This is a genomic window from Brevundimonas sp., from assembly GCF_035998205.1.
Lineage (GTDB): Bacteria > Pseudomonadota > Alphaproteobacteria > Caulobacterales > Caulobacteraceae > Brevundimonas.
The window spans coordinates 120,332-140,507 of the sequence record NZ_DASYHT010000006.1 but is presented as its reverse complement, the minus strand read 5'-3'; the positions used below and the strand labels follow the sequence as shown (position 1 = coordinate 140,507).

Annotated in this window: 19 protein-coding genes; 14 read left to right on the top strand and 5 right to left on the bottom strand. The window is 72.3% G+C overall.

Going from position 1 to position 20,176, the window contains the following annotated elements; all coding sequences use genetic code 11:
• Positions 1–4: 4 nt before the first annotated feature.
• Positions 5–1,453, bottom strand: a complete 1,449-nt coding sequence (locus tag VGN74_RS10695; RefSeq protein ID WP_414643548.1) for a tetratricopeptide repeat protein — start codon at positions 1,451–1,453, stop codon at positions 5–7.
• A gap of 219 nt (positions 1,454–1,672) precedes the next feature.
• Here VGN74_RS10695 and VGN74_RS10690 point away from each other — a divergent pair, with 219 nt between their 5' ends.
• The 7 genes from VGN74_RS10690 (at position 1,673) to VGN74_RS10660 (ending at position 8,280) form a co-directional block, all read left to right on the top strand.
• A complete protein-coding gene (locus VGN74_RS10690; RefSeq protein ID WP_327447994.1) occupies positions 1,673–2,164 on the top strand; it encodes a GAF domain-containing protein in 492 nt (163 codons plus the stop codon).
• 41 nt (positions 2,165–2,205) lie between these two features.
• A complete protein-coding gene (locus VGN74_RS10685; RefSeq protein WP_327447992.1) occupies positions 2,206–3,099 on the top strand; it encodes an ROK family protein in 894 nt (297 codons plus the stop codon).
• Positions 3,100–3,158: 59 nt separating this feature from the next.
• Positions 3,159–3,836 carry an SDR family NAD(P)-dependent oxidoreductase gene (locus VGN74_RS10680; RefSeq protein ID WP_327447990.1) on the top strand — a complete coding sequence of 226 codons (678 nt, stop codon included), beginning with the start codon at positions 3,159–3,161 and terminating at the stop codon, positions 3,834–3,836.
• A gap of 7 nt (positions 3,837–3,843) precedes the next feature.
• A complete protein-coding gene (locus tag VGN74_RS10675; protein ID WP_327447988.1) occupies positions 3,844–4,692 on the top strand; it encodes a CoA ester lyase in 849 nt (282 codons plus the stop codon).
• Positions 4,689–6,737: a capsular polysaccharide biosynthesis protein gene (locus VGN74_RS10670; RefSeq protein ID WP_327447986.1), complete on the top strand. Its 2,049-nt coding sequence runs from the start codon at positions 4,689–4,691 to the stop codon at positions 6,735–6,737. Before VGN74_RS10675 ends, VGN74_RS10670 begins: the two co-directional genes overlap by 4 nt.
• Positions 6,738–6,802: 65 nt before the next feature.
• Positions 6,803–7,924: a beta-ketoacyl-ACP synthase III gene (locus tag VGN74_RS10665; RefSeq protein ID WP_327447984.1), complete on the top strand. Its 1,122-nt coding sequence runs from the start codon at positions 6,803–6,805 to the stop codon at positions 7,922–7,924.
• Between the two features lie 80 nt (positions 7,925–8,004).
• Positions 8,005–8,280: a hypothetical protein gene (locus VGN74_RS10660; RefSeq protein ID WP_327447982.1), complete on the top strand. Its 276-nt coding sequence runs from the start codon at positions 8,005–8,007 to the stop codon at positions 8,278–8,280.
• A gap of 62 nt (positions 8,281–8,342) precedes the next feature.
• On the opposite strand, the gene VGN74_RS10655 is transcribed toward VGN74_RS10660, so the two are convergent.
• Both VGN74_RS10655 and ppdK read right to left on the bottom strand, forming a co-directional pair.
• Entirely contained in the window at positions 8,343–8,882 is a 540-nt protein-coding gene (locus tag VGN74_RS10655) for a porin family protein (RefSeq protein WP_327447980.1), read from the bottom strand.
• A gap of 222 nt (positions 8,883–9,104) precedes the next feature.
• Positions 9,105–11,771: a pyruvate, phosphate dikinase gene (gene ppdK / locus VGN74_RS10650; RefSeq protein ID WP_327447978.1), complete on the bottom strand. Its 2,667-nt coding sequence runs from the start codon at positions 11,769–11,771 to the stop codon at positions 9,105–9,107.
• Between the two features lie 288 nt (positions 11,772–12,059).
• On the opposite strand from ppdK, the gene VGN74_RS10645 reads away from it, so the two are divergent.
• The 4 genes from VGN74_RS10645 to VGN74_RS10630 are packed head-to-tail and all read left to right on the top strand — an operon-like array spanning position 12,060 to position 16,697.
• The gene (locus tag VGN74_RS10645; RefSeq protein ID WP_327447976.1) at positions 12,060–12,497 is read left to right on the top strand and encodes an ABA4-like family protein; all 438 of its coding nucleotides are present in this window, start codon (positions 12,060–12,062) and stop codon (positions 12,495–12,497) included.
• 34 nt (positions 12,498–12,531) lie between these two features.
• Positions 12,532–15,030, top strand: coding sequence for a helicase-related protein (locus VGN74_RS10640; RefSeq protein ID WP_327447974.1), 2,499 nt, complete (start codon positions 12,532–12,534; stop codon positions 15,028–15,030).
• An 18-nt stretch (positions 15,031–15,048) separates the two neighbouring features.
• Positions 15,049–16,419 (top strand): MFS transporter, encoded by a 1,371-nt coding sequence (locus VGN74_RS10635; RefSeq protein ID WP_327447972.1) that lies wholly within the window; start codon positions 15,049–15,051, stop codon positions 16,417–16,419.
• Complete coding sequence (locus VGN74_RS10630) at positions 16,416–16,697, top strand: RNA-binding S4 domain-containing protein (RefSeq protein WP_327447970.1); 282 nt, start codon at positions 16,416–16,418, stop codon at positions 16,695–16,697. Before VGN74_RS10635 ends, VGN74_RS10630 begins: the two co-directional genes overlap by 4 nt.
• A gap of 391 nt (positions 16,698–17,088) precedes the next feature.
• On the opposite strand, the gene VGN74_RS10625 is transcribed toward VGN74_RS10630, so the two are convergent.
• Complete coding sequence (locus tag VGN74_RS10625; protein ID WP_327447968.1) at positions 17,089–17,718, bottom strand: YceI family protein; 630 nt, start codon at positions 17,716–17,718, stop codon at positions 17,089–17,091.
• A gap of 139 nt (positions 17,719–17,857) precedes the next feature.
• Between VGN74_RS10625 and fdxA the strand changes: the two genes are divergently transcribed.
• Together fdxA and VGN74_RS10615 are read left to right on the top strand one after the other, a co-directional pair.
• The gene (gene fdxA, locus VGN74_RS10620; protein WP_327447966.1) at positions 17,858–18,199 is read left to right on the top strand and encodes a ferredoxin FdxA; all 342 of its coding nucleotides are present in this window, start codon (positions 17,858–17,860) and stop codon (positions 18,197–18,199) included.
• Between the two features lie 295 nt (positions 18,200–18,494).
• Positions 18,495–19,025 (top strand): CarD family transcriptional regulator, encoded by a 531-nt coding sequence (locus VGN74_RS10615; protein WP_175359265.1) that lies wholly within the window; start codon positions 18,495–18,497, stop codon positions 19,023–19,025.
• A gap of 79 nt (positions 19,026–19,104) precedes the next feature.
• Here the strand turns inward: VGN74_RS10615 and VGN74_RS10610 are convergent, their stop codons facing one another.
• Positions 19,105–19,569 (bottom strand): DUF3617 domain-containing protein, encoded by a 465-nt coding sequence (locus tag VGN74_RS10610; RefSeq protein ID WP_327447961.1) that lies wholly within the window; start codon positions 19,567–19,569, stop codon positions 19,105–19,107.
• A 241-nt stretch (positions 19,570–19,810) separates the two neighbouring features.
• On the opposite strand from VGN74_RS10610, the gene rpmB reads away from it, so the two are divergent.
• The gene (gene rpmB, locus VGN74_RS10605; RefSeq protein WP_327447960.1) at positions 19,811–20,107 is read left to right on the top strand and encodes a 50S ribosomal protein L28; all 297 of its coding nucleotides are present in this window, start codon (positions 19,811–19,813) and stop codon (positions 20,105–20,107) included.
• Positions 20,108–20,176 lie beyond the last annotated feature (69 nt).

The following is a 20,176-nucleotide window of genomic DNA, read 5'->3' as shown; positions in this document are numbered from 1 at the left end:
CCTCCTAGCGGCGCTGCGAACGGGACACCTGGGCCAGCACGGCCTGCAGCCGGGCGGCCGAGGGGGAGAAGCCGGACAGGGCCGAGTCGAGCCGGAAGGCGACCGCCTGGGCCTTGTCCTGGTCGGCGACCCCGGCGACACCGAGGGCGAAGTAGGTCGAGATGGCGAAGCGCGCCTCCGGCGAGCCCTGCCGGTCCGCCTCGACGAACCAGGAGTAGGCGCGGGCGTAGTCGGGCGGTACGCCCACGCCCTCGGCGTACATCACCGCCAGCACCAGCTGGGCCTCGGACGACCCGTTGACCGCCGCCAGCTGCACGGCCCGCACCATCTCCAGATAGGACAGCCGGCCCTCCATGGCGTGGCCCAGCATCGCCTCCAGCGCCTGCACCTGCCGTTGCGACAGGTCCGCCGCCCGCTCGGGCGCCGCGTCCGTGACCCCGAGGTAGCGCAGGGCGCGACCCACGTGGACGAACGGCAGCTCGGTCATGCGCTGCAGGGCGTAGTCGAAGGCGTCGCCGCGCGGCCGGCTCTCGTCCGAGAAGGGCACGCCGGACTGCGGCGCGGTGTTGGGATAGAACTCGAACGGCGGCACCCACTGGCGCGCCTTGGCCTCGACGAAGGCGGCGTAACGCGCCCGGTTCGGCGACGAGCGCTCGAAGTCCTTGAGCAGCACATAGGCCCCGACGTCGCCGGTCTGCACCGCCAGGTAGTTGTAGAGATAGGCGTCCACGTCGTTGCGCTGGAACAGCGTCACCGCGGCGCTGCGGCCGGCCCCGGCGCGCGCGCCGCCGCCGCCCAGCGCCTCGCGCGCCTCGCGGTTGTCCTGGGGTTCGCCGAAGGGGCCGTAGAGGGCGTCGTGCAGCCGGGCGAGGGTGCGATAGCCCTCGGCGTCCTGGGTCGACAGCACATAGATCACCCGGTCGCGCACCGCCTCCTGCTCGGCCAGGGTCATGCGCGACAGGTGCGCGTCCAGCCGGCGGTAGGCGGTCTTGCGCTCCGACGCCCGGCAATGGTCGTAGCTCGACACCGGCCGCCAGCCGAACAGGCCGTCGCGCTGCACCCGGTTGGTCGGGGCGAAGCCCTCGCTGTTGGTCAGCGCCATGGCGTACCAGACGGCGCTCTCGATCGGGTCCTCGATGTTCTTGTCGGTGGCGCGCAGGGCGGCGTAGCGGTCGCCGAGCTCCAGCTGGGAGAAGAAGTCGCCGCGGAAGGCCGCGCGCCGCAGCCGGCGCAGGCCCGCTTCCTGGTCGTTGAACTCCCCGCCGGTCAGGGCCGCCGGTCGCGGACAGGCGGTGTTGGCTGCGTCGCGGCGCCAGAAGGCGGGGCCGGACGACGGGCTGCAGGCGGACAGGACCAGCGCCACGACCAGCATCAGCACAAGCGTCGCCGGGGCCGTGATCGGCCAGCCGGCCAGACGCCGCGCGTTCCCGTCGTGGCCTCTGAAGACCGACATCCCCGCTCCCTCCGGACCTCGCGCCCGGCGCCGTCTCACCCGCCCGAAGGGTCGGGGGACGTTCACCTTCTGTCAAGGTTAACGCCTATGGTTAACGACCGTTGCCGTCGAAAGGCGGAAATGTGTCCCCGTGGCGCCGCAGGGTGACAAATTCTGCAAGGACTGGCGTGGCCTGGCCGGCGCCCTATATGGCGCGTTTCGCCCGCTCCGGAGTTCTCCATGGCCTATGTCGCCCGCGATCGTCCCGCCGACAAGGCGGCCCGCTACGCCGAGCTGGAGGACGAGATCCTCGCCGTGCTCGACGGCGAGCCCGACCGCACGGCGCGCATGGCCACGGTCGCGGCCATGCTGGCCGACGCCTTCGACCACTATTTCTGGACCGGCTTCTATGTCGTCGATCCGGCCCGCGAGGCCGAGCTGGTGGTCGGCCCCTACCAGGGCACCCTCGGCTGCCTGCGAATCGCCTTCGGCCGCGGGGTCTGCGGCACGGCGGCGGCCGAGCGCCGGACGCAGCTTGTCCCTGACGTCCATGCCTTCCCCGGCCACATCGCCTGCGACGGCCGCTCGGCCAGCGAGATCGTCGTGCCGGTGTTCGACGCCGCGGGCGAGCTGATCGCCGTCTTCGACGTCGACGCCACCACCCCGGCCGCCTTCGACGAGACGGACCAGGCCGCGCTGGAGCGACTGCTGGGCAAGGTGTTCGCGGGCTGACGGGCCTTCGCCACGGACGCCGGGGCTGCTAGGCCGGACCCATGCAGATCGGCGTGGACTTCGGCGGGACCAAGATCGAGGCGGCCGCCCTCGCCCCGGACGGCGGGGTTCTGACGCGCCTGCGCGAGCCCAATCCCGGCGCCTACGAGGCCGCGCTGGAGACGGTGGCACGGCTCATTGCTCGGGTGGAGGCGGAGACCGGCGGCATCGGCTCCATCGGCGTCGGCATTCCCGGCTCGCCCTCCCCACGCACCGGACGGATCCGCAACGCCAACTCCACATACCTGAACGGGCGGCCGTTCGGCGCGGATCTGGAGGCGCGGCTCGGCCGGCCGGTCCGCCTCGCCAACGACGCCAACTGCCTCGCCCTGTCCGAGGCTGCGGACGGGGCCGGCGCCGGGGCCCGCGGGGTGCTGGCGGTGATCCTCGGCACCGGCTGCGGCGCAGGACTGGTGGTCGACGGCCGGCTGGTCGAGGGCGCGCATGGCGTCGCCGCCGAGCTGGGCCACATCCCCCTGCCCTGGCCCGCACCCGACGAGGCGCCGGGCCCGGCCTGCTGGTGCGGCCTCAACGGCTGTCTCGAGACCTGGATCTCCGGCACGGGGCTGCAGCGCGACCATGCGGCGGTGACCGGCCAGGCCCTCGCCGCCCCCGACATCGTGGCCGCCGCGGCGGCCGGTGAGACAGACGCCGCCGCCAGCCTGGCGCGCTACGTCGACCGGCTCGGCCGCGCCCTCGCCATGGCGGTGAACCTCGTGGATCCCGACGTCATCGTGCTGGGCGGCGGCATGTCCAATGCGGCCGCCATCTACCCGGCGCTGCCGCCGGTCATCGCCCGCCATGTGTTCGCCGACGCGTGGGACGCGCCGGTCGTCCCGGCGCGCTGGGGCGATTCCTCCGGCGTGCGGGGGGCGGCCTGGCTCTGGCCGCGCTGATCGCCCGTTGATCTGGCGAGCGCGGCGACTATGGTCGCGCACCTTTACGGAGACGGCGGATGACGGATCGGGTGGCGGCCATCACCGGGGCCCACGGGGTGCTCGGGTGCGCGGTGGTCGAGGCGGCGATGGCCCGGGGTCTGAAGGTGGCCCTGATCGATCACGCCCGCGGCGAGACCGCGCCGGACGGCGCCCTCGAACTGTCCGGCGTCGACCTGACCGACGCGGCCCAGGCCCGCGCCGCCATGCAGAAGGTGGTGGAGACCTTCGGCCGGCTCGACATCGTGCTCAACATCGCCGGCGGCTTCGTCTGGCAGAAGGTCGATGACGCCGAGCCGGCCTGGGACCGGATGTTCGCGATCAATGTGAAAACGGCCCTGAACGCCGCCCGCGCCGCCCTGCCCCACCTGACACAGTCGTCTGATGGCCGCATCGTCAACGTCGGCTCCGCCGCAGCCCTCAAGTCCGGCGTCGGCATGGCCGCCTACACCGCCTCCAAGTCCGGCGTGCACCGCCTGACCGAGAGCCTCGCCGAGGAGCTCAAGGACACCTCGGTCACGGTCAACGCTGTCCTGCCCTCGATCATCGACACCCCCGCCAACCGCAAGGACATGCCCGACGCGGATCCGGCGCGCTGGGTCGCCCCCGCGGACCTCGCCGAGGTCATCCTGTTCCTCGCCTCCCCCGCCAGCCGCGCCATGACCGGGGCGCTGGTGCCGGTCACCGGCCGGGTCTGAGCCGCGCATGCGTCCGCCCTGCCGCACCGCCCTCTACCTGCCCGCGGCCAACGCCCGCGCAGTGGAGAAGGCGCGCGGCCTCGACGTCGACGCGGTTATTCTCGACCTCGAGGATGCGGTCGCGCCCGACCAGAAGGCCGCCGCGCGCGCCGCCGCCGTGGCCGCGGCGACCGCCGGCGGCTTTTGCGGCCGGCTGGGCGTGCGGATCAACGGCCTCGACACGCCCTGGGGCGCCGCCGATCTGGCCGCCGTCGCCGCCGCCCCGGTCGCCTTCGTGGTCGTCCCCAAGGTGTCCGGTCCGGGAGATGTGGCCGCCGTCGCCGCCGGCCTCGGCCCCGGTCAGGCGCTCTGGGCCATGATCGAGACCCCGGCGGCCCTGCTGGCCCTGCCGCAGATCGCCGCCGCCGGCGGCCCTCTCGAGGCGCTGATGCTGGGGACCAACGATCTGGCCCTGGCGCTGGGGACCGGCCCCTCGGCCGACCGCGAGCCCTTCAAGCCCTGGCTGGCGACCCTTGTGGCCGCCGCCCGGGCCCATGGCCGGCTGGCCATCGACGGGGTGTTCAACCGGATCGACGACGCCGACGGTCTCGCCGCCGAGGCCCGTCAGGGCCGGCTCTACGGCTTCGACGGCAAGAGCCTGATCCATCCGGCGCAGATCGCCCCGGTGCAGGCCGCGTTCGCCCCCACCGCGGCCGAGATCGCCTGGGCCGAAGCCGTGGTCGCCGCCTTCGCCGCGCCTGAGGCTGCCGGACGCGGGGCCGTCCGCGCCGCGGGCGGCATGGTCGAGCGCCTGCACCTCGCCCAGGCCGAGGCGCTGCTGGCCGAGGCCGCCCGCCTCACCGCAAGGTCGGCATGACCGCGCCCCTCCCCGCCTGGGTCTGCGCCCCCGGCCTGTGGCGCGTCCCCTTCCTGTCGACCTTCCTGCCGGAGTACGCCCTGCGCGCCACGCCCGGCCCGGACGTGCGCGCCGTCATCGGCTGGGGCCTCAAGCCCAGCACCCGCGCCGGCCGCGCCTGGGCCGCCGCCCGCGGCCTGCCCTATGTGGCGCTGGAGGACGGCTTCCTGCGCTCGATCGGCCTGGGCGAGGCCGGCGCCGCCAGCCTCAGCCTGATCGCCGACGATCTCGGGGTCTATTACGACGCGCGCCGTCCCTCGCGGCTGGAGGCCGACATTCTCGCCGCCGACGCCTGGCTGGATGCGGCCATGGCCGACCGCGCCCGCGCCCTGATCGCCCGGCTGGTCGAGACCGGCCTGTCCAAGACCAACCTCGGCGAGCCGCTGGACCGGTCCCTGCTGGACCGCGGCCGCCCCCGGGTGCTGGTGGTCGACCAGACCTTCGGCGACGCCGCCATCGAGACCGGCCTCGCCGGCCCCGACAGCTTCGCCCGCATGATGACCGCCGCCCGCGCCGCCCACCCGGGGGCCCAGCTGCTGGTCAAGCGCCACCCGGCCGTGGCCGCAGGCCGCAAGCGCGGCTGCATCCCCGACGCCCTGCTCGGCGACGCCACCCTGATCGACCGCAACGTCCGCCCCGCCGAGCTGCTCGACGAGGTGGACGCCGTCCACGTCGTCACCTCGGGCCTCGGCTTCGAGGCCCTGCTGCGCGGCCGGCCGGTGACCTGCCACGGCGCCCCCTTCTACGCCGGCTGGGGCCTCACCGCCGACGCGCTGGAGATCCCCCGCCGCAATGTCACCCGGCCGCTGGAGGCGGTCGCCGCCGCCGCCCTGGTCCGGGCCCCGCGCTACGTCGACCCGGTCACCGGCCAGCGCTGCGAGGTCGAGGCGGCGGTGGAGCGGCTGCTCGGCTTCCGCGCCCGCGCCGACCGGTTGGCCGGGGTCTGGTGCGGCGCCGGCTTCGCCCCGGCCAAGCGGCCGCAGGTGCGCCGCCTGCTCAACGCCCCGACCGCCCGGGTGCGCATCCACAACTTCGCCCGCAACGCCGCCCGTCAGGCCGAGGCCGAGGGCGGCCGGCTGATCTACTGGGCCGGCAAGGAGACCCCGGCCATCCGCCGCGCCGCCGCCGCCACCTCGGCCCCGGTCGTGCGCATGGAGGACGGCTTCGTGCGCTCGCGCGGCCTCGGCTCGGACTTCGTCGGCGCCCTGTCGGTCGCGCTGGACGACCTCGGCGTCTACTACGACCCCACCGGCCCCTCGCGGCTGGAGGCGCGCATCGAGGCCGGGGGCTTCACCCCGGCCCAGGTCGCCCGCGCCGCGGCCCTGCGCCGCCGCGTCGTCGAGGCCGGTCTCAGCAAGTACAATCTCGGCGCGCCCGTCGCCGGCCCCGAAGCCTGGCCGCGCGACCGCGAGCGGGTGCTGGTCGTCGGCCAGGTCGAGAACGACCGCTCGATCCTGACCGGCTGCGGCCCCCTGCGGACCAATTCCGGCCTCGTGCAGGCGGTGCGCGCGGCGCACCCGGACGCCTTCCTCGTCTATCGCAACCACCCGGACGTGCTGGCCGGCAACCGGCCGGGCCGGCTCGACGTCTCCGCCCTGGTCGAGGTCGACGCCACCGCCGACGGGCTCGACATCAGCGCCTGCCTCGACGCCTGCGACCGGCTCGCCACCCTGACCTCGCTGGCCGGCTTCGAGGCCCTGCTGCGCGGCAAGGCCGTCTCGACCTGGGGCCGCCCCTTCTACGCCGGCTGGGGCCTGACCGAGGACGCCCTGACCTTCGAGCGCCGCACCCGCCGCGCCAGCCTCGACGAGCTGGTGCACGCCGCCCTGATCGACTACCCGCTCTACATCACGCCCGAAGGCTGGCCGTGCGAGGCGGAGGACCTGGTCGAGGCCCTCATCGCCGCCCGCGACCGGCCCGCCGCGGCCGTCCCGCGCGGCCGGATCAGGCGCTGGTGGACCGGCCTGAGGGCCAGCCTCGACCGGACGCCGCCGCCGTCCTATTGAGACTTCCCGCCGAAGGCCTATCGTCCTTTCGCGCGGGCCCGTCCGGCGCTTCAGGAACACCGACCTTGCCCTCTGCCGTCATCGCCGCCACCGGCCTGTTCACGCCGGACCAGTCGATCACCAATGCGGAGCTGGTGGCCGCCTACAACGCGTACGCCGACCGCTTCAATGCCGAGCACGCCGACGCCATTGCGGCGGGCGAGGTCCAGGCCCTGACACCGTCCTCGGTCGAGTTCATCGAGAAGGCCTCGGGCATCAAGCGCCGCTTCGTGCTGGACAAGGCCGGGGTGCTGGACCCGGCCCGCATGGCCCCGAACATCCCCGAGCGGCCGGATGACGAGCTGTCTGTGATGGCCGAGATGGCCGTCGCCGCCGCGCGCGAGGCGATCGCCGCCTGGGGCAAGCCGGTCAGCGAAATCGGCGCCGTCCTGTGCGCCGCCTCCAACATGCCGCGGCCCTATCCGGCCCTGGCCATCGAGGTGCAGCAGGCGCTGGGCATCGAGGGCTTCGCCTTCGACATGAACGTGGCCTGCTCCTCCGCCACCTTCGGGCTCAAGACCGCCGCCGACTACATCCAGTCCGGCTCGGTCAAGGCGGTGCTGATGGTCAATCCCGAGGTCTGCTCGGCCCACCTCAACTTCCGCGACCGCGACAGCCACTTCATCTTCGGCGACGTGGCCACGGCGGTGATCGTGGAGGCCGACGACCAGGCCGGCCCCGGCGGGTGGGAAATCCTCGGTTCGCGGCTGAAGACGGTGTTCTCCAACAACATCCGCAACAACTTCGGCTTCCTCAACAACGCGGCGCCCGAGGGCATCGGCAAGCCGGACAAGCTGTTCATCCAGCAGGGCCGCAAGGTCTTCAAGGATGTGGTGCCCATGGTCGCCGAGATGATCGTCGAGCACGCCCGCGATCTCGGCCTCGACCCCACGGCCCTCAAGCGGCTGTGGCTGCACCAGGCCAACATCAACATGAACGAGCTGATCGGCAAGCGCGTGCTGGGCCGCGGTCCCTCACCGGAAGAGAACGTCATCATCCTCGATGACTACGCCAACACCTCCTCGGCAGGTTCCATCATCGCCTTCCACCTGCACCATCAGGGTTTCGCCCCCGGCGAGACCGGCCTGATCTGCAGCTTCGGCGCCGGTTACTCGGCCGGAACGGTGTTCGTCCGCAAGCGCGGCTGAGACTTTCTCAACGGCGACGCTTGCGTCCTCGCCGGAGGTCTGCGAGCCCTGTGGCTGTCTCCAGCACGCAGGATATCCGCATGACCGGGACCGCCCCTTCGACGCCCCCCGCCGCCACGCCCGTCCTCGACGCCCTCGCCCGCGACGTGGCCCTGGTGCTCAGACGGATGGGCGGGGCGGCCCACCAGCGCGACATCTGCCAGTGGGTCGCCGCCCTGCGCCGCCAGCGCGGCGAACCGGTTGGCCCCGACCTGCCGGTGCGGGTGCGCGAGGTGTTCGACCGTTACCGCGACTGGTTCTTCCGCCCCTTCGGCGAGGACTCGGCGCGCTGGGCGCTGGCGCCCGGGATCGCCTGACCGGCCATGAAAAAGGGGCGGCCCTTCCGGACCGCCCCTTCATCACCGTGATCCGTTCCGGATCAGAAGCGACGCACGTAGCCGATGCTCCAGACGTCAGCCTCGCCGCCGTCGCTGCGGAAGTCGCGGCGCGTCCAGTCGGCGCGGATGCCGTTCTTTCCGTCGAACAGATAGTTGGCGCCGACGCCGTAGTTGACGCTCTCCTCGCTGGCCGAAGCGCTGAGCGTCACCGACTCGGCGCGCACGCGGGTCGTGCCGTAGCCCAGACGGCCGAACAGCTCGAGGTTCGAGGTCACCGGGATCGAGCCGGTCACATAGGCGGCCAGGTCGTGCTTCAGCTCGACGGTGGTGCCCGGGATGCCGGTCACGTCCTGGTCATCGACGCCCAGCGAGCCCTCGGCCTCAAGGCCGATGTAGGGCGTCAGCTTCGCGCCGACGCGGGCGGTGACAGCGTCGAGGTCGGCGTTGTCGGCCTGCACCGTGCCATAGCTGATCGAGCCATAGGGGCCCGAGAACGGGTTGGAGACGCTCTGGGCGGCGGCCGGCATGGCCACGGCGGTCAGGGCGCCGATCGCGGCGGTCGCGAGAACAAGATTACGCATGATGTACTTTCCTTTCGCAGCGACGACTTCTTGCGGTCGTCAGTGATCCCCCTGCGATGCGGAAATGGAGATGCGTCCGTGGCCGTTCCATGGCCAAACGATTACACGCTCTTAAGCGTGTGCGACGAGACACATACATCGATCCGCCAATGACGGCGATGTAACGTCAGAATATGAACTTCAGGCCATCTTTCCGGCTACGGGTCCGCAGCCGGAAGGCCGTCAGCGCCGCGCCGCCAGCGCCGCCTGGGCCGCCGCCAGCCGGGCGATCGGCACCCGGAACGGGCTGCAGCTGACATAGTCGAGGCCGGCGCCCTCACAGAACGCGATCGAGGCCGGATCGCCGCCATGCTCGCCGCAGATGCCCAGCTTGACGTCGGCCCGCACCTTGCGGCCGCGCTCGGCCGCGATGCGGATCAGGTCGCCGACCCCCTCCTGGTCCAGCCGCACGAAAGGGTCATGCTCGAAGATGCCCTTGTCCATATAGGCCTGCAGGAACCGCCCGGAATCGTCGCGGCTGATGCCGAACGTCGTCTGGGTCAGGTCGTTGGTGCCGAAGCTGAAGAAGGCGGCGTGCTCGGCGAGGTCATCGGCCCGCAGCGCCGCGCGCGGCAGCTCGATCATGGTGCCGACCAGATAATCGACCCGGTCCCCGGCCTCGGCGAACACCGCCTCGGCGGTGCGGTCGGTCAGCTCGCGCAGGAACTTCATCTCCTGCCCCTTGGCCACCAGCGGGTGCATGATCTCCGGCGTCGGCGCCTCGCCCGAGGCGCGCTTCACCGCCAGCGCCGCCTCGAGGATGGCGCGCACCTGCATCTCGTAGATCTCGGGATAGGCAACCCCCAGCCGGCAGCCGCGGTGGCCCAGCATGGGGTTGGTCTCGTGCAGCTCGCGCGCCCGCCGCTTCAGCTTGTCGGCGTCGAGGCCCGAGGCCGCGGCGAGGGCGTCGATCTCGGCGTCGCCGTGCGGGATGAACTCGTGCAGCGGCGGGTCGAGCAGCCGCACCGTCACCGGCAGACCGGTCATGATGGTGAACAGCTCGACAAAGTCGGCCTTCTGGAAGGGCGCGATCTTCGCCAGGGCGGCGCGGCGGCCGGCCTCGTCGTCGGCGAGGATCATCTCGCGCACCGCCTGGATGCGCTCCTCGTCGAAGAACATGTGCTCGGTGCGGCACAGGCCGATGCCCTCGGCCCCGAAGCCGCGCGCCGTGCGGGCGTCCAGCGGCGTCTCGGCATTGGCCCGCACCTTCAGCCGGCGCAGGCCGTCAGCCCAGCCCATCAGGGTCTGGAAGTCGCCGGTCAGCTCGGGCTCGATCATGCGGACCGCACCGTTCATGACCTCGCCCTTCGAGCCGTCGATGGTGATGACGTCGCCGGCCCTGAAGGTCCGGCCGCGCACGGTGAAGGTCCCGGCCTTCTCGTCGATGCGGATCTCGCCGGCGCCCGAGACGCAGGGCCGGCCCATGCCGCGCGCCACCACCGCCGCGTGGCTGGTCATGCCGCCGCGCGCCGTGACGATGCCGCGCGCCGCGTGCATGCCGTGGATGTCCTCCGGGCTGGTCTCGTCGCGCACCAGGATGACCGCGTCGCCCAGCTGGCTGAGGCGCTCGGCCTCATCGGCGTCGAACACGATCTTGCCCGTGGCCGCGCCGGGGCTGGCCGGCAGGCCCTGAGCCACCACCTCGCGCGGGGCTTCCGGGTCCAGCGTCGGGTGCAGCAGTTGGTCCAGCGCCGAGGGATCGACGCGCCCGACCGCCTCCTCGCGGCTGATGACGCCGTCGGCGGCCATCTCCACGGCGATCTTCAGCGCCGCCTTGGCGGTGCGCTTGCCGTTGCGGGTCTGCAGCATCCACAGCCGGCCCTGCTCGACCGTGAACTCGATGTCCTGCATGTCGCGGTAGTGCCGCTCCAGCTTGCCGACGGTCTCGACGAACTGGCCGAACACCTCCGGCATGGCCTCTTCCATCGAGGGGGCCGTCTCGCCCATCTCCTCGCGGCCGGCCTTGGTCAGCGACTGCGGCGTGCGGATGCCCGCCACCACATCCTCGCCCTGGGCGTTGATCAGGAACTCGCCATACAGCCGCGCCTCGCCGGTCGACGGATTGCGGGTGAAGGCCACCCCCGTCGCCGAGGTCTCGCCCATGTTGCCGAACACCATCGACTGGACATTGACCGCCGTGCCCCAGCTCTCGGGGATGTCGTGCATGCGGCGATAGAACTTGGCCCGGTCGTTCATCCAGCTGGCGAACACGGCGCCGATGGCGCCCCACAGCTGGTCGTGGGCGTCCTGCGGAAACGCATGGCCCAGCTGGTCCTGCACCACCGCCTTGTAGTCGGCGACGACCCGCTCCCAGTCTTCCGCGGTCAGCTCGGTGTCGACGCTGACGCCCAGCCGGTCCTTGTGGTCGTCCAGAACCTCCTCGAAGTGGTCGTGACCGAGGCCCAGCACCACGTTCGAGTACATGGTGATGAAGCGGCGGTAGCTGTCGAAGGCGAAGCGCCGGTCGCCGGACAGGGCCGCCAGCCCCTCGACCGTCGCGTCGTTCAGGCCGAGGTTCAGGACCGTGTCCATCATCCCGGGCATGGAGGCGCGGGCGCCCGAGCGCACCGACACCAGCAGCGGATTGGCCGGGTCGCCGAAGGTCTTGCCGACCCCCGCCTCCACCTTGGCCAGACCGGCCTTCACCTGGTCCGCCAGGTCGGCCGGATAGCTCTGGCCGTGGGCGTAGTAGTGGACGCAGGCCTCGGTGGTGATGGTGAAGCCCGGCGGCACCGGCAGCCCCAGGGACGACATCTCCGCCAGATTGGCGCCCTTGCCGCCCAGCAGGTTCTTCATCGACGCATCGCCATCGGCGGACCCGCCGCCGAAGCCGTAGACCCACTTCGTCATATGCACCCCTGAGTTCGCGTCCTGAGTTCGCGCGCATGAGCGGCTCGAACGGCCGCCCTTGCGGCGCTGCTTAGCGCGCCGGCGCGGCGAAGGCTATGGCGGCTGTAACAGTGCGTGAGCGGCGCGGTTCCCGCCCGGCGTCGCGATTGTGGTTAATAGCTTCGGCGATACAATATGTTGCGGTGAACAAACGGCGAATCGGACGCGGTCGCCGATTCGGTCCTGATTCGTTTCGCGCCTGTTCCGAGGGTTGCGGGATCGTCGTTAACGTGCGCCACACTGGGCCCCATGGACCCCGCCCGCCTGTTCGAGATCGCCAACCTCGTCGCCCTCGCCGGATGGCTGATGCTGGCCCTCGCGCCGCTGCGGCGGACGCTGCTGGTCAACGGCGCCCGCCTCGTCGGCGTCCTGCTGGCCCTGACCTATACCGTCCTGCTCGGCGCGGCGGTCCTGACCCTCGGCGAGGCCGGCGAGGGGCTGGACTTCTCGACCCTTGAGGGCGTCACCCGCGCCTTCGCCCGGCCCGAGGGGGTGCTGGTCGGCTGGGTCCACTACCTCGCCTTCGACCTCTGGGTCGGGGCCTGGGCGACAGAGGACGCGGCGAAGCGCGGCGTCCCCCACTGGGCCCTGCTGCCCTGCCTCCTCTTCACCCTGCTGGCCGGGCCGTTCGGCCTGCTGCTCTATCTGGCGATCCGCCGCACGCCGCTGGCGCGACCGACGGCTTGAGGAACCGCCCGGGGCGGGCCACCTTCCCACAGTCATGAGCGACCGATCGACCGGACTTGGTCCCTCCCGCGTCGCCGCGGTGCTGGGGCCCACCAACACCGGCAAGACCCATCTGGCGGTCGAGCGGATGCTCGGCCACGCCTCGGGCATGATCGGCCTGCCGCTGCGGCTGCTGGCGCGCGAGATCTACGACCGCATCGTCGCCCGCGTCGGCCGCGCCCGCGTCGCCCTGATCACCGGCGAGGAGAAGATCCTGCCGGACCGGCCGCTGTTCTTCGTCTGCACCGTCGAGGCCATGCCGCTGGAGCGCCAGGTCGACTTCCTCGCCGTCGACGAGATCCAGCTGGCCGCCGACCCCGAGCGCGGCCACGTCTTCACCCAGCGGCTGCTGCACGCCCGCGGCCGGCACGAGACCATGTTCCTCGGGGCCGGGACCATGGAGCCGCTGATCCGCCGGCTGGTCCCGGACGCGGAGATCCTCCGCCGCGAGCGCCTGTCGGTGCTCAGCTACGCCGGCTCGAAGAAGATCACCCGCCTGCCGCGCCGCTCGGCCGTGGTCGCCTTCTCCACCGAGCAGGTCTACGCCATCGCCGAGCTGATCCGCCGCCAGAAGGGCGGCGCCGCCGTCGTCATGGGCTCGCTCAGCCCGCGCACCCGCAACGCCCAGGTCGCCCTGTTCCAGTCCGGCGAGGTCGACTACCTGGTCGCCACCGACGCCATCGGCATGGGCCTGAACATGGACGTCGACCATGTCGCCTTCGCCGGCCTGCGCAAGTTCGACGGCCGCCGCACCCGCTGGCTGCACCCGCACGAGGTCGGGCAGATCGCCGGCCGCGCCGGCCGCCACCTGCGCAACGGGACCTGGGGCGTCACCGGCGAGTGCCAGGAGCCGGACGAGGAGCTGGTCGAACAGGTCGCAGAGCACCGCTTCGACCCGGTCGAGGCCGCGGAGTGGCGCAACGCCCGCCTCGACTTCGACAGTCTCAACGAGCTGCTGCGGTCGCTGGCCGTCAGCCCGCACAGCCCGGGCCTGCGCCTGACCGAGCCCGCGCTCGACGAGGTGCTGCTGCGCCGCGCCGCCCAGGACCCGGACGTGCAGCGCGTCGCCCGTTCGCGCGGGGCCCTGATGCGCCTGTGGGACGCCTGCCAGCTGCCGGACTTCCAGAAGACCACCCTCGACGACCACGCCCGCCTGTCGAAGGAGATCTTCCAGACCCTGACCTCCGGCCGCGGCCGGCTGGACGAGGCCTGGATCGCCCCGCGCTTCGCCGCGCTGGATCGCGACGACGGCCAGATCGACCAGCTTTCGGCCCGGCTCTCCGGCGTGCGCACCCTCGCCTACATCGCCCAGCGCCCCGACTGGCTGGAGCGCCCGCGCGACTGGCGCGAGAAGACGCGGGCGCTGGAGGACCGTCTGTCCGACGTGCTGCACGAGCGCCTGACCGCGCGCTTCGTCGATCGCCGCACCACCGTGCTCCTGCGCTCGCTCAACGACCGGGAGACGGCCCTCGCCGAGGTCGATGACGACGGCCGGGTGCGGCTGGACGGCGAGGCGGTCGGCCAGCTCGACGGGGTGCGCTTCGCCGCCGACGCCGACGGCGCCGCCGGGGCCCTGGCCGACCGCACCCTGCGCACCGCCGCCCTGCGCGCCGTCGGCCCCGAGGTGGCCCGCCGGCTGGGCCAGCTGGCCGCTGCTCCCGACGAAGCCTTCGCCGTCACCCCGGCCGGCGAGGTGCTGTGGCGCGGCAGCCTGGCCGGCCGCATCACCGGCGGCGATCCCTTCACCCCCCGCGTCCAGCTGCTCGGCGAGCTGGGCCCTGCCCCGGCCCGCGAGCGGGCCCAGCGCCGGCTGGAGGCCTTCATCGCGGCCGAGGCCGGGCGGGCCCTGCGCGACCTGCGCCGCCTTCGCACCGCCATCGAGAGCGGCGCCCTGACCGGCCTGCCCCGCGGCCTCGCCTTCCGCCTGGTCGAGGCCGGCGGCGTGCTGGACCGCCGCGAGGTGGCGCGCGACCTCGCCGCCCTCAGCCAGGCCGAGCGCCGCACCCTCAAGGCCTTCGCCGTCCGCGTCGGCGCCCATTCGATCTGGCTCCCCGGCGTGCTCAAGCCGCGCGGCCGGGCCCTCGCCCAGGCCTTCACGCCCGTATCGGGACTGGGCGCCGGGCCCGGGCTGTCGCGCCTGCCCGAGCCGCCGCCGTCACCGCGCGCCCTCGCCGCCCGCGGCCTGCGGGCCGTGGCCGGCCTCGCCGTCCCCGTCGAGGCGCTGGAGCGGTTCGCCGAGGTGACGCGCGACGCCGGCAAGGGCCCCCTGCCCGAGGCGGCCCTGGCCGAACTGGGCTGGACCGGGGCCGAGGCGAAGGCCCTGCGCGCCGGTCTGCGCACCCCGCGGGCCCAGGACCCGGAACGCGCGCCACGGCCGCAGCCGCCGGGCGACTCGCCCTTCGCCGTCCTCGCCGCCCTGACGGCCCCGCCGCCGCCCGCGCGGCGCAAGCGTCCGCGGCGACGCCGCACGGCCGCGCCGGCCGTCGCCTCATGAGCCGTCCCGTGACCCCGCATGTCTGAGCCGGCGCCCGGGGCGATACGCGCCTTCCACGCCCTGCTGGCCAACACGGCCGTCGCGGGCGTCGTCAACTACACGGTCTGGTTCGCCCTGACCTTCTGGGTCTTTCTCGAGACCCGCTCGGTGTTCGCCACGGGCATGGTCGCCGGGGTCTTCCTCGTCCTGACCGCGGCGTTCGCCGTCTGGTTCGGCAGCCTCGTCGACCACCACGGCAAGCTCCGGGTGATGCTGGGCTCCAGCCTCGCCTCGCTGGCCTTCTACGCCGTCGGCCTCGGCCTGCTGCTGCTCACGCCGGAGCCGGCCTTCCGTGAGGTGGCCGGCCCGCACCTCTGGGTCCTGATCGGCCTGGCCATGCTGGGCGTCATCGCCGGCAACCTGCGCAATATCGCCCTGCCGACCCTCGTGACCGCCCTCGTGCCGGAGGACCGGCGCGACCGCGCCAACGGCCTCGTCGGCATGGCCACGGGCATCGGCTTCCTGACCACCTCGGTGATCTCCGGCCTGCTGGTGGCCTGGGGCGGCATGAGCGGGGCCCTCGTCTTCGCCCTCGGCATGACCGTCCTCGTCATCGCCCAGCTGCTGACCGTGCGCCTGCCCGCCCACGCGGCGGCCCCGGCCGCCGCCGGGCCCGACACCCCCGACGCGCCCGCCGGGGCCGGCCGGGGCGTCGACCTCGCCGGCACCCTGAAGGTCGTCGCCGCCGTCCCCGGCCTGTTCGCCCTGATCCTGTTCGCCACCTTCAACAACTTCCTCGGCGGCGTGTTCATGGCCCTGATGGACGCCTACGGCCTGTCGCTCATGCCGGTCGAGGCCTGGGGCCTGCTGTGGGGCGGGGTGTCGGTGGCCTTCATCGTCGCCGGTCTCGTCATCGCCCGCACCGGCCTGGGGCCGAAGCCCCTGCGCACCCTGATGATCGTCAACCTGCTGATGTGGGGCGTGGCCAGCATCTTCACCGTGCAGCCCTCCATCGCCCTGCTGGCCGCCGGCTGCGCCGCCTGGATGTTCCTCGGCCCCTGGGCCGAGGCGGCCGAGCAGACCACCCTGCAGAAGGTCGTGCCCTACGAGCGCCAGGGCCGGGTGTTCGGCTTCGCCCAGGCGGTCGAGCAGGCCGCCTCGCCCCTGACCGCCTTCCTCATCGGCCCCCTGACCCAGTTCGTGGTCATCCCCTTCATGTCCGACGGCGGCGCGGGGGCGGCGGCGATCGGCGGCTGGTTCGGCACGGGCCCCGAGCGGGGCATGGCCCTGGTCTTCACCCTCGCCGGCCTGACCGGCCTGCTGGTCACGGTGCTGGCCTTCAACTCGCGGCCCTACCGCCGCCTCAGCGCCGCCTACGCCGCGCCGGCCGGAGAGGCCCCGCCGCCATGAGCGAGGCCTGCCGCATTGATGTCTGGCTGTGGCGGGCGCGCTTCTTCAAGACCCGCGGGCTGGCTGCGGCGTTTGTCGAGAGCGGCCGGGTGCGGCTGACCCGCGCCGGTCGGCAGACCCGCCTCGACAAGCCCAGCCGCTCGGTCCACCCCGGCGACGAGCTGCTGTTCGCGCTCGGCGGCCGGCTGGTCGCCCTGCGCGTCACAGCCCTCGGCGAGCGCCGCGGCCCCGCCGACGAGGCCCGCGCCCTCTACCTCGAGCTGCCCCCGCCGGCGTGAATGGCTGCCATCGCGCCCCTTCTCCCCTTGTGGGAGAAGGTGTCATGCGGAGCATGACGGATGAGAGGTGTCAGCACGGACGCTTGTGCTGATGTGGCGACGGTCGCCGGTTCATCACCGAGGGCACGGAGGAAGGCACGGAGGGCACGGCGGCGTTGCGGCTCTGCGCCGGAGGCGCTCCAAATGTCCGTCCGACATTAGGACAAAGCGCTTCGCGCGCCGCCGCACAGCGACCGTTGTGTCCCCCGTGCCTTCCTCCGTGCCCTCGGTGATGAACCGACAACGCCAAGGACATCTGGTCGGCGTCCGTGCTGACACCCCTCATCCGACACGCGCCGCGCACCACCTTCTCCCGCAAGGGGAGAAGGTCAGCGCAAGGCGTCGTTCTGACTCACCCCGCCGGTTGCAGGACGAACTCGCCCTCGAGGTGCAGCTCGACCTCGTCGCCGATGGCCGGCAGGGCGTAGTTGATGCCGAATTCCGAGCGGCGGATGGTGGCCTCGCCGTCGAAGCCGACCTTGTACTGGCCGCGGAACTCGCCGGCGGCGTTGAACTCCACGTCCATGGTCACCGGGCGGGTGACGCCGCGCAGGGTCAGGTTGCCGGTCACCTCGGCCTCGGTCGGGTCATCGCGGTCGACCACGATCGAGGTGGCCACGAAGGTCGCGGTCGGGTGGTTGGCGGTGTCGAAGAAGTCCGCCGTCTGCAGGTGGTTGTCGAGGCCGTCCGAGTTGGAGTCGACGTCGGTCAGGGGCACGGTCGCCGTCAGGCGGCTGTTGGCCGGGTTGGCCGGGTCCAGCGTCAGCTCGGCGGCGACGTTGACGAACTGGCCGTAGTAGGTCGACAGGCCGAGGTGATCGACCGACCAGGTGATCTTGCCGTGCTCGCTGTCCAGCACATAGGTCCCGGCCCGGACCTCGGACGGGGTGGTGGTCATCTGGGCGCGGGCGACGACCCCCCCGGCGAACAGCAGGGCGCCGGCGGCGACGGCCAGGGCGGCGGGACGGATCAGGTGACGCATGGGGCTTCTCCTCGGGTTTGGACCGTAATCGACGCTGTTGCAGATTGGAGCCCCGGCGTCGCGGCGCAAGCCCTCTCGGTTGACACGCCGCCCCGGGAAAGCCATCTGCGCTGGCCTCCCGTCGAGACTCCCGACCGCCATGACCTACATCGTCACTGACGCCTGCGTCCGCTGCAAGTTCATGGACTGCGTGGAAGTGTGTCCGGTGGACTGCTTCTACGAGGGCGAGAACTTCCTCGTCATCGCCCCGGATGAATGCATCGACTGCGGCGTCTGCGAGCCGGAGTGCCCGGTCGACGCCATCAAGCCGGACACGGAGGACGAGCCCGACGGCAAGTGGCTGCAGGTCAACGCCGACTACGCCAAGGTCTGGCCCAACATCACGGTCAAGGGCACGCCACCGGCCGACCGCGAACAGTTCGAGCGCGAGACCGGCAAGTTCGAGAAGTACTTCTCGCCGAAGCCCGGCAAGGGCTCCTGACCCCCGTCGGGAACGATCCGCCCCCGGTCGCCCCGGGGGGACGCATCAACCGTTTTGAAAATCCGTCACTTTGTGATAATGTCCTCGCATTGGATCGGGCGGCGGCCGTTGAACGGGACGCCGCTCATTTTGCGACAGAACCCCGCCCGCAAGACGGGGTCGGCCTGAGGTTTGGTGATCCGCATCCGCATGTAACGTCTGAAGGCTCCCGCCCCGGCTTCCCCCGGCAGGGCCGCCTTTTGTCGTTGCTCACGCGTCTGCGCTCGCCGTCCCGGCCGGGAAAGGACGAGAAGTCATGACGAGCAAGACCGGTCTTGAATTCAAGGTTGGCGACGCGGTCGTCTATCCGGCGCACGGCGTCGGCAAGGTGGCGGCGATCGAGACCCAGGAAGTCGCGGGCATGTCCCTCGAGGTCTATGTGGTCACCTTCGACCACGAGAAGATGACCCTGCGCGTCCCGACCAAAAAGGCCAAGACCGCCGGGCTGCGCTCGCTGGCCGCCGACGACGTCGTGACCAAGGCCCTGACCGTTCTCAAGGGCCGCGCCCGCATCAAGCGCACCATGTGGTCGCGCCGCGCCCAGGAGTACGAGGCCAAGATCAACTCGGGCGACCTGGTGTCGATCGCCGAGGTGGTGCGCGACCTGCACCGCGCCGAGAGCCAGCCGGAACAGTCCTACTCGGAGCGCCAGCTGTACGAGTCGGCGCTGGACCGCATGGCCCGCGAGGTCGCCGCCGCCAACAAGATCGACAAGGACGAGGCCGTCGCCCTGCTGGCCAAGTCCCTCAGCGCCAAGAAGCCGGTGGTCCAGGCCGAAGCGGCCTGATCGGCCTTCCGGACACCGGACATGACAAGGGCGGGCCCGGCGACGGACCCGCCCTTTTCGTTTGCGCCGACGCGCAGACTCAGAAGTATTCCGCCCCGGCCGGGCATTCGGCGCTGACGCGGCGGGCGGTGATGCTGGCCGGGATGAAGGGCGTGCCGCGGGCCAGCTGGGCGCCGCCGGTGAAGCGGAAGCTCTCGGCCTCGTAGGGCCCGTTCAGGCGCACCTGCACGGTCCGGCCGCGGCGGTCGCGGCACACGCCCTCGAACCGGGCCGTGCCGCCGCCGACCACCCGCACCGGATAGGTGCAGGACCAGCGCCGCGTCGACAGGCCGCCGAAGAAGCGGTTGATCTCGCTCTGGCGCACGCACTTGGTCTCGGTCTCGCCGACGCCGAGCACGCGGGTGCTGTACTCCCAGTAGCCCGGCTGGGGCTGGGGGGCCTCCTGGGCCGGGGCCGAGACCGTGGGCGCAGCCAGCAGCAGCGCGCCGCCGGTCGCGGCGGCCGCCACGGCCAGCAGACGGGGCAGGCGGTCGGTCAGGGTCATGTCGCTCCTCGCAGACAGGTCATGGGCCTCGGGTCTATAGATGCGGGCTTGAACGGGGGCTGAACAGGGGGGTTCCGCCGCCGCGCCGGGCCGCCCCGGTCCGCGAACCGGCTGGCCCCGCTTGACGCCCCGGCCCCTTTGCCCCTATACGGCCCCCTCTCGCGCGGGCCCCTGTCCCGCGCGTCCCTGTTTTACGCGCCCGTGACGCTCCGTCATGGTCGCGCCGACGAAGGATCTGACGATGTCGCGTCGCTGCGAACTCACCGGGATCGGCCCGATGGTCGGCCACCACGTGAGCCACTCGAACATCAAGACCAAGCGCCGCTTCCTGCCGTCGCTGAAGGCCGTCAAGGTGACCTCGGACGCCCTGGGCCAGACCTTCTCGCTGCGCATCTCCAACGCCGCGCTGCGCACCCTCGACTTCAAGGGCGGCCTCGACGCCTACATCGTCAAGGCCCGCGACGAGCAGCTGTCGCCGACGGCCCAGCGCATCAAGCGCCAGATCAAGGCCAAGCTGGCCGAGCAGACCGCCGCCTGAACCGGCGCGACCTGCTGAAAGACACAAGGCCGGCGGCGACGCCGGCCTTTTTCTTTGCGCCCCGCGGCC